Annotated in this window: 8 protein-coding genes; 4 read left to right on the plus strand and 4 right to left on the minus strand. The window is 47.4% G+C overall.

The features are described from left to right. Nucleotides 1-3: 3 nt before the first annotated feature. From NCI00_RS04585 to NCI00_RS04600, 4 genes are all read right to left on the minus strand, one after another. Nucleotides 4-3,417, minus strand: coding sequence for a SusC/RagA family TonB-linked outer membrane protein (locus NCI00_RS04585; RefSeq protein ID WP_253525477.1), 3,414 nt, complete (start codon nucleotides 3,415-3,417; stop codon nucleotides 4-6). A gap of 347 nt (nucleotides 3,418-3,764) precedes the next feature. Further along, entirely contained in the window at nucleotides 3,765-5,453 is a 1,689-nt protein-coding gene (locus NCI00_RS04590; protein ID WP_253525480.1) for a SusD/RagB family nutrient-binding outer membrane lipoprotein, read from the minus strand. A 29-nt stretch (nucleotides 5,454-5,482) separates the two neighbouring features. Next, nucleotides 5,483-8,764 carry a SusC/RagA family TonB-linked outer membrane protein gene (locus tag NCI00_RS04595; RefSeq protein WP_253525484.1) on the minus strand — a complete coding sequence of 1,094 codons (3,282 nt, stop codon included), beginning with the start codon at nucleotides 8,762-8,764 and terminating at the stop codon, nucleotides 5,483-5,485. Between the two features lie 293 nt (nucleotides 8,765-9,057). After that, on the minus strand, nucleotides 9,058-9,600 hold the full coding sequence (locus NCI00_RS04600; protein ID WP_114459919.1) for an RNA polymerase sigma factor: 543 nt from the start codon (nucleotides 9,598-9,600) through the stop codon (nucleotides 9,058-9,060). 352 nt (nucleotides 9,601-9,952) lie between these two features. Between NCI00_RS04600 and NCI00_RS04605 the strand changes: the two genes are divergently transcribed. The 4 genes from NCI00_RS04605 to NCI00_RS04620 all read left to right on the plus strand — a co-directional run bounded on the left by NCI00_RS04605 (nucleotide 9,953) and on the right by NCI00_RS04620 (nucleotide 15,293). Continuing rightward, nucleotides 9,953-12,199 (plus strand): ligand-binding sensor domain-containing protein, encoded by a 2,247-nt coding sequence (locus tag NCI00_RS04605; protein WP_253525486.1) that lies wholly within the window; start codon nucleotides 9,953-9,955, stop codon nucleotides 12,197-12,199. A gap of 67 nt (nucleotides 12,200-12,266) precedes the next feature. After that, nucleotides 12,267-14,486, plus strand: coding sequence for a ligand-binding sensor domain-containing protein (locus NCI00_RS04610; RefSeq protein ID WP_253525488.1), 2,220 nt, complete (start codon nucleotides 12,267-12,269; stop codon nucleotides 14,484-14,486). Between the two features lie 181 nt (nucleotides 14,487-14,667). Then, complete coding sequence (locus NCI00_RS04615) at nucleotides 14,668-15,111, plus strand: DUF6934 family protein (protein WP_253525490.1); 444 nt, start codon at nucleotides 14,668-14,670, stop codon at nucleotides 15,109-15,111. Nucleotides 15,112-15,131: 20 nt separating this feature from the next. After that, nucleotides 15,132-15,293 (plus strand): hypothetical protein, encoded by a 162-nt coding sequence (locus NCI00_RS04620; protein ID WP_253525492.1) that lies wholly within the window; start codon nucleotides 15,132-15,134, stop codon nucleotides 15,291-15,293. The last annotated feature ends 154 nt before the right edge of the window (nucleotides 15,294-15,447 follow it).

The following is a 15,447-nucleotide window of genomic DNA, read 5'->3' on the forward strand; positions in this document are numbered from 1 at the left end:
TTCTTAAAAAGTTAAGCCTAATTTGAAGCCGACCGGAATCACCCAAGGATTGACGTTGTAGCGTTCAATCCCTTGTTTGAATTGGCTGCCACCCTGAATCCCCGCTTCTGGTTGGAATGCGTTTTCGGGGTCAATGTTGATTTTAGCGGCCGTCCACAAGATAATGTTGCGACTATAAACTGAGAAGTTGGCACTCTGAACGCCCACTTTCCGCAGCCAGTTTTGGGGTAGGTCGTAGCCCAACGTAATTTCTCTCAGTTTCAAGAAAGAAGCATCGTACAAAAATGCCCGGGTAAACGACCAAGCCGTACTACCCGCAAACGGCAGGATAGTGGTGCCCGCTCCGCCAAGGTTTTCTTTGAAGCCGGTTGGGTTTCCGTTGGCATCGTAGCCCGTAGCAATCACACCCGGAATGAACACCCCACCGTGCGGCAAGGTGTAGGGGCCGTATTTGAACGGATAGCCGCCATAATCAGGCGTTGGGCCACCCACCAGCGGGAAATAATTTCCGTTAATCCGAATGAGTTCATCCTGATTTGCCACCAAATAATCGCGCAATGCTTGGCCCGTCAAACCGTTAGGATTGATAAGTTTGTCCAAAAACAACTGCGACTGTCCGTTTTCTTCGCCATAGCGGTAGGTTTGAGAAACAAAATCTCCCCCGTTTCTCCAGTCAAACGACATGCTCAAGCTAAAGCCTTTATACGAAATCGACGTCTGCAACCCCATGATAAATTTAGGGTTGAAGTTACCGATTTTGTTTTTGGTATTAATGGCGTCAATCGACTGCCACTTACCCGTTTGGTCCAGGATTGGATACCCAAAATACGGCGATTCTTTGTTTTCGACCGTCACGATTTTGGCGTCATAAATATCCCCGATTTGTTCGCCCACGTACGTCCACGCCCCTCCTTTGGCATCTTGCCACAAGGTGTAGTAGGGCAAATCATCCGAAAGTGATTTGATGGTGGTGCGGTTGCGGGTCCAGTTGGTGGTCAAATCCCATCTCCAGTTATTTTTATCCACGAGGGTTCCGCCGAGGCTCAACTCAAAGCCTTTGCTGACCAGCAAACCAGCGTTGATGTTTTTGGATGAATAGCCCGACGAAGGCGGCAACTTAGTGCTCAGGATTTGGTTACGGTTTTCAACCATATAATACGTACCCGAGAATCGCAGACGGTTTTTGAACAAGTTTAAGTCAATCCCACTTTCGTACGAGGTCACGATTTCAGGTTTTAAATCAGCAATCAGGAGCGTTCCGGGCGTTGACAAACGCGGAATGCCGTCCCACGTACCCGCATTGCCCAACGAACCGAGCAACTGATACGGATTGGCGTCATTTCCTACCTGAGCAAAACCTGTTCTCAATTTCAACATGCTGATTTGACTCGTCAAAGGCAACATTTCGTTCACCAATAAGCTCAACGAAGCCGAAGGATAGAAATACGAGCGGTTGGCGGCAGGTAGCGTACTCGACCAATCGTTACGGGCCGTTACGTCCAGAAAAATCATGTCTTTATAACCAAAATTAGCCAATCCGTACACGCTGTACATGGCACGTTGGAAACGACTGCTGTTATAATCTAAGTTGGCAGGTGCAATGTTTTGGATGTTAAACACTCCCGGTACAATCAAGCCAGTGCCTCCCTTGGTGGCGTTGGTGACGTTTGAGCCCCGCTGATAACGGGAGTTCCCACCCACTGAAAGCGACAGGCTGAAGTCTTTGATGTCTTTTTTGTAGGTCGCCAAAAAGTCGGCGTTGGTTTCCAAATTGGCAATATTGATGAGGCCATAAGCACCACGCGGGTCGTTGGTGTAGCTGTTGGCTATTTTCAATTCACGGTTTTCATTATACGTGTCAACGGCATAACGCCCCATTAGGCTGAACGACGGCGAGATTTGCCAGTCGGCCCGGATGTTTCCAAATACCCGGTCGCGGGTAAAGCTGTTGTTAACCTCGTTTGCCAAGAAGTAGGGGTTATTGTAAATTCCTTTGAACTGCGAGCGTTGCTGAAGTCCTTCCTGACCCGGCAACCAGTAGTTTTCGAGGTCTTTGATGTCGGTGTGGGGCGAAACAGCGTACGCCCATTGCAGGGGGTTGGTTCCACGGTTACCAGCAGGGCGGTTGTTGGAATTGGAACGGCTCAGGTCAAGATTAGTGCTGATTCTGAGTTTTTCATTCACCTTCACCGACGTGTTCAAGTTGATGGTGTTTCTGAACAAATCAGAATTGGGAATGATGCCCCGGTTCTGCATATTTGAATACGATAAACGATAGCTATAATTGTCGTTGCTGTTGGCCACCGATACTCCGTTGGTTGTAGTAATACCCGTCTGCACAAAATTTCGGACGTTGTTGGGATGCGAAACCAACGGCATTTTGATTGGTTTTCCGCTGGCGTCGAGCGGGCTGTTCCACTGCACTTCTTCGTAGCCTTTATCCAATGCCGCCCCGTAGGTAGCCCCCACATTTTCTTGAATAAGCGCCCCAAACGGATTGCTCAGCGGAGTCCCGCTTATTGAGGGCGGAATGGCCGAGAATTGACCTGGGCCAAACTGAGTTTGCCATTTCAAGAACTTAAACGGTTTATCAAAAACGGTATTAGACGTAATAGAAACGGTCATTTTCTTGGCTTTGGCCCCGTTTTTTGTCGTAATCAAAACCACACCATGTCCCGCACGCGAGCCGTAAAGGGCCGCCGCACTGGGTCCTTTCAAAATCGAAACGCTTTCTATATCGTCGGGGTTTAGACTGGAAATGGAGTTGCCAAAATCGGCGCGGTTGTCATTTCCTACCTGACTTATATTGTTGAGGGTATTGGCCAGCGGCACCCCGTCAACGACAAACAGGGGCTGATTGTCGCTACCCAATGAAGTAGCGCCCCGAATAATCATACTAACCGACGAACCAGTGCCGCCCGTAGAACTTACCGTAACCCCGGCCACCTTTCCGGCCATTGCATTCAAGACGTTTTCTTGCGCTACCCGGTTCAGTTCTTTGCTGTCAATTTTACCCACCGAATACCCCAGCGATTTTTCTTCCCGCTTGATACCCAAGGCCGTTACGACCACCTCTCTGAGGTTTTCAGCACTGGGCATCAACGAAACGTCCACGATGCTTCTGGCTCCAATGGCTACCTCCTGAGCGGTAAAACCCACAAAGGAAAAAATCAGGACTGGATTGTTGCCCGACACCTCAATGGAGTACGCACCTGCACCGTTGGTACTGGTTCCTTTTTGGGTTCCCTTTACAATAATATTTACCCCGGGCATACCGGTACCGTCTTCACTGGATGTGATTTTGCCAGTTACGGTTCGGCTTTGCGCCATCGCCGTAGAGAAGCATAACCCTGCAACCACTGTTAAACTAAGCAAACACCTCAACGTACGTTGTAGAAAAGTAGAGCTAATAATCATGGTTATTATCGGTTAAAGAAGTTCTATACTCCAATACCCACAAACCCTTTAATCAGACTACTCTGCATGAAGAATTATTTCAAAAAAATGTACTATTTAACGATAATTTAAAAATATTATAATATTGAGATAATCTTGTTATTTTTTTTACAAAAAAACATTTTTATTATTTCATTGATTACCAATAAATTAGCAATAGACACTTGAGCGTTACATACCATTAACCGAAAAATTTTACACCAAAACCTGTCTCAAAAATATCCTAAAAAAAACGAAAGGCGGAGGAATATTCCCCCGCCTCTCAGCATACTACCAATTGTACATTTTTAACTAATCTTCTACTTTGTCTACCAAGGTTTATTGGTTCCTTGTACAATCCAAGGTTTTGACCATTGGCTATTTTTTCCTCTCAAACCTGAGTGTTTTGTGGTCTCAAGTTTATTGATAGCCGCGTCGGCATTGGTACGGTTGAAGTTTACTTCGTTGTCGCCGTAGTTGAAACGAACGGGCAATACTGGCTCAGCCGACGCCTGACCCGCTTTGAGTGCTGGAAGGCCTGTTCTGCGATAATCAAACCATGCTTCGGTGGCGGCGGTCCAGCTGGCAATCCATTTTTGCTCCATGATGCGCTCCAACGTATTGTTGTAGGCTACACCCGGCTTAGCGATATAAGCATCATACTGTGAGCCTACGCCCCAAGTTTCGAGGGAGTTTTTCACCCCTGCGTTGTAGTGCGTAGCGGCAGTTCCTACGGCCCAGCCTTTTTGAGCGGCTTCGGCCAAGATGAAGGCCGTCTCAGCCGATGAGGCCAAACGTGCTTTCAACAAACCACCGCTGCTACCGCGATACACATCCGCCAACTGAGAAACGTGCTGGTTTTGGACTGTTTGACCCGGTGTTGGGTTATTGTTATAATAATCAGGTTGTCTCAAGCCCGGTGGCACGCCTACGTACTCGTTGGTGTCCAAAGTCCCAGTGTATAATTTAGGATTGTAATGACGGGTGAACTTAACACCTTTTTTTACTTCTGCATTAAATACAACATCGGTCAAATAACGGGTTCCTTGCATAATCACACCGTCTTTTCTGATAAACTCATCAACGGGCGTAGCAAGGGTTGGGTCGGCTACCCAACGTACATATACTGGCGCAAACCACACTTTAAGACGAGGGTCGCTGTTGGCCATCAAGCTATTGAGCAAGGTTTGAGCGGGCTTTTTGCGTCTGAAGTTAGATTGCTCTTGATCAAAAGCTACCGCACCTGGCCATGAGTTACCAGCCGTAGCGCCGATGTAGTTCATGACGGCATCGTCAGCGGGGGTTTTCATATAAACTCCCGATGCGTAGATGGCTTCAATACCGGCTTTGGCTTCGGCAGGCATTTTGTCCGAAACCCGCATGTAGTACCGCAACAAAAGTGTATTGGCAAATTTCTGCCATGACGTAGGATTTCCCGCGTAGAAAATATCGTATCCTGCGGTATAGCCTGTGGCATCTTTGGTGGCAAAAAGCGCCGAAGCCGCTTTCAAGTCAGCAATGATCCCTTTGTAAATCACCTCTTGGCTATCAAATGCTGGTTTCAAAAACTCATTTGACTGGTCGCCTTTTACGGCGGCGGTATAAGGGGCATCGCCCCATAAATCAGTGATTACGCCAAAGATGAACGAACGCATGGTCAAGGCCACGCCCTGGTGGAATTTATAGTTAAGTTCGGTCGAACGCTTATACAAAAATTCGTTGTTGCGCAACATATTATACCAGCCGCTCCAGTCTTGCGGGCCCCAATCATAGTGGTTAATTCCGCTAAACCAACCGTCGTGTTGGATATGTTGGGCTACCCCTGCCACATCACCGTAGCCAAGTTCCAGATAAGACCGGGCAGCGTTGTTCATTACTTCGGGCATCATTAAGTTGGGATTGGCGGTAGCTGGGTCAATCCCGTTGGGGTTCTCGTTGATTTCAGACAGGCGGTCGCTACAAGAAGCTACCAGCATGACTGCGAGAACCAAAACCGATTTTGATATTTTCTTTAACATGTTGATCGTAGTGATTTAAATGTTATTGGTTACAAATTGAAGTTTAATTTAAATCCGACCGGAATGGTCCAAGGCATCACGTTTTGCAATTCGATTCCCTGACGGAAGCGACCGCCATCGGCTTGGAACGCTCTTTCGGGGTCAATTCCGATTTTAGAAGCCGTCCACACCATGATGTTTCTCGTAAATACCGAGATGCTGGCGTTACGGAAAGCACCGATGTTTGGAATATTGTATGAGAACGACAATTCTCTCAGCTTGATGAACGAAGCATCAAACGTGATTTGCTTGTTAAAGCTCCAAGGGTAGGTATCTGTGATGGGATAAATGTTGGTACCTGCACCGCCCAAATGCTCTTTGTAAGTGCCATCAGACTGAAGAATTACGCCCGGAATAAATCCGCCATCGCCATCAGCACCCATACCACCCGTTGCTTTGGTGTGACCACCCACACGTGGGAAGTTACCGTTTTCAGGAATGATATATTTCTCAGGATCTGATTTCAAAAGGGCCACTAATTCTGCCTCTGAGTACAACCCACCCGGAATCAACTGATTCAATTGGCGCTGTGATTTCCAGTCAGACTCTCCGTAGCGATAAGTATACGATTGGAAGTTACCGCCGATACGGGTATCAAAGCTAGCCGCCAACGAGAAACGCTTGTATGAAAGCGTGGCTTGCATACCCATGATAAAACGTGGGTTGAAATTACCTACTTTTTCGCGGGCAGTACGGTCGTTTACCGCAATCCACTCGCCATTGTTATTCAAAATTGGCCAACGGTAATAAGGAGAAGAAGCATCTTTGACGGTAGCATAGCCACGGCTGTAGATATTTCCGATTTCTTCGCCTACAAATGTAAACGCGCCACCGTTGTTGTCATCCCAAAGTTGGTAAAAATCCATTCCTTCGGTCAACTCTTTGATGACGGTACGGTTGCGGGTAAAATTCACGTTAAGGTCCAGATTCCAACCGTTCTTGTCACGAATCGGGCTACCTCCCAAGTTGATTTCCCAACCTTTGCTGGCCAATAAACCTGCGTTGATTAGTTTGCTACCAAAACCCGAAGAAGATGGGGTAGTGATACCCAAAATCTGGTTTTTATTCTCTACATAGTAGTAAGTACCTTCAAAACGCAGACGGTTTTCGAAGAAACCTAAGTCAACTCCAAATTCGGAAGAAGTGGCGATTTCAGGCTTCAACTGTGAGTTCAAAAGCGTGCTTGGAACACCTGTGGTAATCAAACTTCCCCATGAACCAGTGCCCAGTGTAGGCACCAATTGGTACGGGCTGGCGTCGTTACCTACCTGCGCCCAACCAGCTCTGAATTTCAGCAATGAAATTGACTTAGGCAAGTTGAACGTGTAGTTTGCCAACCAGCTCATTGAAGCCGATGGGTAGAAATACGAGCGGTTTTCGGCAGGGAGCGTGCTCGACCAGTCGTTGCGGGCGGTCAAGTCCAAATAGAGCATGTTTTTGTAGCCCAAAGAAGCCATTCCGTACAAACTGTATATAGCTTTTTTGTTGGTTCCGTTGCTTACTTGCAACGATGCCAAAGGAATGTTGGAGATTCTGTAAAGCCCTGGCACGGTCAGGATACTGCCGCCCATAAAATCTTCATTGTAATTCTGAACCATGTAGTTACCACCACCCGACACGCTCAAATCAAACGACTTAATGTTCTTTTTGTACGTCAAAAGGAAGTCAGCGTTGGTTTCTTTACGACCGATGCCCTGCTTGTAATAGCCACCGTTGCGACCACGGCTATAGCTCCAAGGAATGCTAGTTTCGCGGTCTTCTACAAACATATCGTGTGAAATACGCGCAAAAGCCGACAAGTTTGACGTAATCGAGTAATCTAATTTCATGTTTCCGTAGATACGGTCACGGTTGAAGGCGTTGTTGATACCATAGGCCAAGAAATAAGGGTTGTCACCGTTGGTTGGTGAGCGCTGCTTGATTTGCTCGTTGCCTGGTAGCCAGTAATCTTTCAATTCTCTAATATCAACGTGCGACCACTGATAAACGGCCTCCAGCGGGTTAGCACCACGGTTGGCGGTAGAAGGGCGGTTGTCCGACTGCGAGCGTACAAAGTTCAAATTGGTTGTCAATTTAACTTTGTTGGTGATGTCGTAAGTAGCCGCGGCTGACAACGAATGGCGATTCAAATCCGAGTTAGGGATGAGACCTTTGTTGGTCATCATGTTGTAAGACACCCGGTAGGTTGTTTTATCATTTGACCCCGAAATCGCGATGTTGTTGGTAGAAGTGATTCCCGTTTGCAGGAAGTTCTTCATGTTGTCTTTATAAGACTTCAATTCCGTAGGGATTTTATTGCCGCTGGCATCCAATGGGCTGTTCCACTGAACGGCGGTCAGGCCTTTGTCCAGTTCAGGGCCACCCCAGTAAGCCGAAGTTTCATCCAAACGGGCATTGCGGTCGCCGTTGCCATATTTGTAGTGCAGGTCAAGGTAGCGGTAAGGCGTTTCAAACACATTGCTCGTCGAAAACGATACGCCAAGACCTTTGCCTTTTTTACCAGATTTGGTGGTAATCAAAATCACCCCGTTACCAGCACGAGAGCCGTAAAGAGCCGCAGCGCTGGGGCCTTTCAACACCGAAACGCTTTCTACATCGTCGGGGTTAATGTCAGAAATGGCGTTACCGTAGTCCACGTTGTTACGGTCGCCCATAGAACGAAGGTTGTTCAAGTTGTTGGCAACCGGAACTCCGTCAATCACAAACAACGGCTGATTGTCGTTGCTCAATGATTTAGCACCACGAATAATGATACTTACCGATGAGCCTACACCACTGGTTTGGTTGATGGTTACCCCCGCTACGCGTCCAGAGAGCGCATTTAGCACGTTTTCTTGGGGTACATTAACGATGTCTTTTCCCGACACCTCGCCCACCGAATAACCCAGTGCGCGTTTTTCTCGCTTGATACCCAAGGCCGTCACCACTACTTCGTTGAGGTTTTCGGTACCTGGGGTCAACGAGACATCCACTACGTTGCGGTTTCCTACTGCCACTTCAGCAGCATCATAACCCACAAACGAAAATACGAGCACGGGATTGGCCCCGTTTACTTCGATGGAGTAATTTCCGGTTGCATTACTGCTGGTTCCTTTTTGCGAACCTTTCAAAACGATATTGACGCCGGGCATTCCGGTACCGTCTTCGCTGGTGGTGACTTTACCTGTGATGGTCCGGACCTGCGCCCAAGACGTCACAAAACAAGTCCCCACAACCATTGTCATAAGCAGCAAACGCCTTAGCGTTTGTTTCAGAATAAAGTTGCAGTTCATCTTTTGTCAATTGTTTAAGGTATTAAATGGTACTCATAAATACAGGTTGTCCTATGTGATGTACTATTCGTAAGAAGATTATTTTTTTATTAAGTACGGGAAAATAAGTAAGCAGGTGCTTCAAACTCAGCAGTATAAACATGAAACATAGGCATAAGGAACCATCTCGTGAGCGATGGACTTGACAACAGGAATAAGGCAGTGAAAGTAGGGATACAAATCTTCGAAAATAGGGCAATATCGGTATGGATTTACGGGCTTTACACCCGTGCAAACGTTATTGAATGGGTCAATTAAAGTACAGCCGCCATGTCTACCCGCTCGCGCAGAAATTGCTTGGCTTTAACCAACTGATTTTTGACGGTATTTTTTGAAATACGCATCAACTCCGCAATCTCCTGATAAGATTTACCTTCCTCCACATTCAGCTTCAGAATGATTTTTCGCTTTTCCGACAACGAATCAATGGCCGAACGTAGGCGCACAATCTTTGCCTCTTCGGTTTCAATCTCATCGATGTGTCTATCCTCCATTCGTTCCATGTACTGCTGACGAATAAAATGGCTTTTTTCCATCTTTTTAAAATGGTCAAAGGCCAAATTACGCAAACACGTAAACAAATAAGAATTAAAGTTTAGCTCTGGATTTATCTGGGTTCTTTTTTCCCAAATCTTTATGAAGACCTCATGCAGCATGTTTTCTGCCTCCTCTTCATCTTTGACGAGCGAAACGCAAAACTTAATTGCAGGGGTTTTGTAGTGGTTGTACAACTCCGCAAAGGCAGTCTGATCACCTTGGATTACTTTACGCAGGGTATATTCGCTGATACAGGCCATGGTGTAGTTTTTTGGGAAAGGTTAAAACTGGGTATAGATTGTAAAAGGACTACTTATTCTTAGAATTGTGAAAGTAAAATTACACCCTTATTTTCGGGAAACCGTCTCAAATTGCGTAAATATATCCTCAAATCGCGCAAAATATCAAAGAAGTAATATATCCTTAATAAAAGCCTATAAACCATTGTAAAACTATCATTTAGCCATAACAATTCGTTTATAAACGAGGGACATTGCGCTGTATCACCCCTCCCAAAAAACAAAAATTCCCCTATTCGCTAAAATTGACGCCTTCTCAATAGCCTGCACCCGGTCGAACGAAGTAATATCTGTGCATGACACCCAGCCAAAAATGAAATCGTTCCTCAAAAAAAGTATTCTAATCCTCCTGTTTTTGTGCCCTCTTAGCTACGTCTGCGGTCAAGTCAGCCCGCTGTCTTCATATCAAGACACGGCATTTTGGCAGGAGTTTCACGAAGCATACCCCGTCCATTCGTCGGCTTCCGCACCCAATGAGGTCCGCAGTATTGCCGTCGACAAAAACGCCAACGTATGGATTGCCACCGCAGCGGGGGTGTTTGTAAAAAACGCCAAACAATCCACTTGGAGCCCCCTCCCAACCGAGGGGACAAATGGGCCCGCTTTCTCCGTCGCCGTTGACGCCAACAACGTGGCGTGGGTGGGTACTTGGGAAGGCATATATCGGTCTCGCAACCAAAAACTCGAACGCCTCGCGGGTGTAGAAGCACCCATCTCTACCCTCTGCCCCACGCAGGACGGATTGGTGGCCATCGGGCCCAAAGGAATTTGGCAATTTGACGGGCAGCGGTTTGTAAAAAAAGACTGGGAGATTCCCCGTTCGGTACGCCATGCCATGACCGATGCCCAAGGAAATTTATGGCTCTCAAGCGACGTGGGATTATATAATATTAATAAGGTAGAAAAAACCAGAATTTTCAGGAATAAAAATGAGCTTTTGAGCGCATATATAAAAGGTAGCGCATCAGATACCCAGCAACGAATTTGGGCAGGAGGTTTGGGGGGAGTAACCGTCCTTCAAGATGGAAAAAAAATACAGACCATCACCCCCGCCGAAGGCCTCCCCACCGTGTACGCCACGTGCGTCAAAGCAGCCCCCGACGGTACGATGTGGGTCGGCACCGAGAAAGGCGTGGTTCGCTATTATCCAAACGGCACCCACTCATTGCGGTTTACGCGCCGATGGCTACTCGACGACCACGTGGTTGACATTGATTTTGACCAAAACGGCAACGCTTGGATTGCAACCAAGAAAGGGGTGAGTGTTATCAAACGCAAAAAAATGACCTTGGCGCAAAAAAACGATTACTTCCACGATGTACTCCTCAAACGCCACATCCGGGCCCCGTGGATTGCGGGCCAGTGCCGCTTAGAAAAAGCGGGCGACCTCACCACCTGGCAACCAGAAGACGACGATAACGACGGCGAATACACGGGCAACTACCTTGCCATGGAGTGTTTTCGGTACGCCGTTACCCAAAGTCCCGACGCCAAAGAAAATGCCCGAAAGGCCTTTGGATTTCTGAAACTGTTGCAGGAAGTAACCGATACCGAAGGTTTTTTTGCCCGAACAATCGTTCCTGTTGATTGGAAAGGCGTGCTTCACGACAGAAACCGTAGCTTTTCTCCCCAAGAACTAGCCGACGAATTGGTCAAAGAGCCGCGCTTCAAGCCCGTGGAGGTTCGTTGGCGTAAATCAAAAGATGGCAAATGGCTCTGGAAAGGCGATACCAGCAGCGACGAAATGTGCGGACACATGTTTGGCTATTATTTCTACTACGAACTGGTGGCCGACGAAGCCGAAAAAGCAATCGTGCGCAAGCACGTAGCGCGCATCATGGATTACCTCATCAAACACAATTACAACTTTGTGGATATTGACGGAAAGCCCACGCGCTGGTCGGTGTGGTCGCCCGACCAACTCAACCGCGACCCGGAATGGGCCCCTGACAAAAATCAAAACTCAATGGAATTATTGGGTTTTCTGAAATTGGCGCATTACATGACCAACGACGACAAATACCAACGCGAATACCTGCGGCTCATCGAAAAGGAAAATTATTTAGAAAACATGGCGCAAGTAATCCACCAAAATCCCGCGTGGTTTGTCTATTTTGATGTGGTGTTACAGGCGTACATTTATCCGATTTTATTAAAATGCGAAAAAGACCCGCAACGCTTGGCCTTCTACCAAAAACACATGGATGAATGGTTTGAAAAACGCAAAGCTGACCAAAATCCACTCATCAATTTTATTTATTGCTATTCGAGAAACCAAAAAGTGGAGCTCGCCAACTCCGTTGATTTTCTGGTCGATACCCCGCTGGATCTCATCGACTGGCCCATCGACCACACCCAACGCGAAGACCTGAAAATTGTACGAACACCCGTGCTGGAAGACCAACAGGTGAACATTCTCCAACCAGCTAGCATCCGCATGACCGTTCGTTGGGACAAAAACCCCTGGACCGCCGCCGGAGGCGAGCCCCACCGCGAGCGCGAACCCGTTTTTTGGCAGTTGCCCTACTGGATGGGCCGCTACCTCGGCATGATACGATAACCCTTTCATCTAACATTTATCAGTTAACATTTATCAATCCTATTTCATAACTCGTAATTCACTCAAAATGCGTTCAACCACCTTTCTATTGCTGTGTTGTCTTGGATTATTCCTATCCTGCAGCAAAAACACCACTACCCAACCCGTCTACGAAGACGTCCCCTTTTGGCAGGATTATAGCGTCAAATATTATTCCGAACCCACCAACGGCACCTTACTTTCGGCGTTCAGCGACCGCAACGGCGTGGTGAAAATTCTGTCGAGTGCGGGCCTGTTTCAGCCCTACGACGGGCAGTTTTTGTACCACGGCAAACTCCAAGCCGACGGCACCTACCGTCCGTTGAAAGATAAAAAAATCGCCGCGTTGGGCGTATACGAAAATCAATTCGTGTTTTTGGACGATAAAACCGTGTTGAGCAATGCTTGGGCTGGCAAGCTATTTTCTAAACACGCCCTTCCTGCCTCCCGGATTTTTGCGGGCGGAAAAGCCTTTACTTTTTTGGTTTCAGACGGCAAATCACTGCAACTCCTCAAAGATTCGACCTCACTTTGGAAAGGCGATTTGGGCGGCGACGAAGTGGTTTCGATTCGCTACCAAGCCGACGCCAATGTGTTTTGGATTTTGGGCAAAAAATCGTTGCACACCTTATCGGGCACTCAACTAACCAACGCTTTTCAGGGTGCCGCTTTCACGGCCTTTGACATCACCGACGATGGCAAAAAGCTCTTCATCGGCACCACCGACGGCTACATCGAATGGGACATTGCCACCAAAAAACAAGTGGGTGAAATCCGTAAAAAACTTCCATGGACCGAAATTACGGCCGTGGATGCCATCGGCGACAAAGTGTGGTTTGGCACCACCAACGGCGCTTTTGCGCTCCGCGCCGACGGCAAATTTGACTACTACAACGGCGAGCGTTGGCTACCGAGCAACAGCGTTGTTCATATTGCCGAAGGTCCCAAAAAATCTGTGTTGGTGTTGACCACGGCGGGTTTAGGACAGATTTGTTTCAAACAAATGACCTTGGAAGAAAAAGCCATGTATTACGAAGAGCAGGTACGCAGCCGCCACATTCGCAACGGTTTTAATGCCTCTTTGGACAACATGGAAAAAGGCAACATCGCTTCTGGCTACCTCGCCGACTCCGACAACGACGGCTTGTGGACTTCGATGTATTTGGGTGGCGAGATTTTCCGCTACGCCGTGACCAAAGACCAAGATGCTCTCCAAAATTGCCGCGAAGCGCTCGACGCCATGGAACGCCTCTACACCATCAACCCCGTGCCTGGGTTTCCGTCGCGGTCGTTTGAGCGGAGTGGGTACATTTCCCAACTTGCCGACCCTGAGCGCTGGCAACACGCCGCCGACCCCGAATGGGATTGGAAAGCCACCACCAGCAGCGACGAAGCCGTGGGGCACATTTTTGCGTTCGGAGCCATGGCGGAGCTAATCGACGACCCCGACATGAAAAGCCGCGCCATTACGCTGATTGACACCCTGATGGGCCACATCGTAAAGAACAATTATTACCTCATTGACTACGATGGTAAACCGACCACTTGGGGTCGCTGGAGTCCAGAATACGTCAATGCCATGCCCAAAAACGTGGGTGACCGTAAGATTACATCGTCCAATATCACGGCGATGCTGCAAACCGCCTATCATTTCACCAAGAAAGAAATCTACAAAGAAAAAGCGCTTGAGCTAATGCAAAAGCACGGGTATCTGGAAAACCTCATGCGCCCCATGAAGGAAATCGGCCCAGCGCCCGGCGAAGCCGACGACCTCAGCAAACTGCTCTCCGACGGCTGGAATCACTCCGACGACGAAATGTATTTTGTGAGCTATTGGGGTCTGTACCGTTATGCTTTCAACGACACGCTCAAAGCCAAATACAAAGAGGCCATCATCGACCACTGGCAAATCGAACGCCCCGAAAAAGAAGGAGCTTGGAACATTTTCACGGCCTTGACGGGCACGTCAGAATTTGACCTCAACGAAGCCGCTTGGTACCTAAGAGAGCACCCCCTCGACCTCATCGACTGGGCCATCTCCAACAGCCACCGCAAAGACGTGGAAAAATTAGCGCCTAATTTCCGCAACCAAACGCTCAAGGAAGTGCTCCCACCCGACGAGCGCCCCGTACAGCGCCACAACGGCAATATGTTTCACCTCGACCGCACGGGCAGCAACGGCACCTCCGAGCACAGCGCGGGCGATATTTGGCTCCTGCCCTACTGGATGGGCCGCTACCTAAACGTCATCAGCGCCCCGAAGAAGTAACTTTCTATACGTAACAAAAGGGTTGCAATCGCTTATTTCATAGGCAGTTGCAACCCTTTTGCTGTTTTTATACGCTCCATTTTTAGCCCTTACGGCGAGAACATCGTCAAGATTGTCGAAAAAAACCTACAACGACAAAAAAAATGTAAATTTGTAGGGAAATGACAAAAATAATGAGTAGATGAAATTACCTAAATATCCTCTCGCATCGAGCGACAGGATGATGACTTTCGAGTTTGTGAGCGAAGGGAAAAAAGGGCTTATTCATAAACTTGTGAAATATCAGCCAACCAATTTAAAAGGCTTGTATAATCTCGCATTTGGGGATAAAGCACCTGAAACAGGAGAAATTGATGATAAAGTAATTTCAAACAATGGGGATAGCGAAAAAGTTTTGGCCACTGTAGTAGCAACCGTTTATGCCTTTACTGACAAATATCCTGACGCTTGGGTTTATGCGACGGGGAGTACAAAAGCCCGGACAAGGCTTTACAGAATGGGAATTTCAAAATTTTTTGATGAAGTATCATCAGATTTTGAAATCCTTGGCGAACTAAATGATGATTGGGAAACATTTAAAACCGATGTTGAATACGAAGGATTTTTGGTGAGACGAAAATTATAAACAACGAAAAAGAAGAGAATATGAAAGTGACAAACGAATTAAAAAAGAGAAAAACCCCAATCGTAAAGATTGATAAATCGTTAGATAAGTTTGACGATAAAATATTGTTTCCAGAAAAACTTGAGAAAGCGAACGAAATGCTGAAAAAGATTGGGTTGCCAAAGCAGTGGACAACAAAATAGTGACCCACTGCCTAGGCATTTTTGAAAGCAGGGCTAGACGAGAAAAATCTAATCCTAATCTTCTTATTTTCGCCACTTGGCGCTGTTCTCACCGCCCCCCTTTTTGTCACCCTGTAAGGGTCTGGGTCTACTTCTCGTCCTTTTGCCCTTAGCG

It is taken from the genome of Runella salmonicolor, assembly GCF_024158025.1.
Classification (GTDB): Bacteria; Bacteroidota; Bacteroidia; order Cytophagales; family Spirosomataceae; genus Runella; species Runella salmonicolor.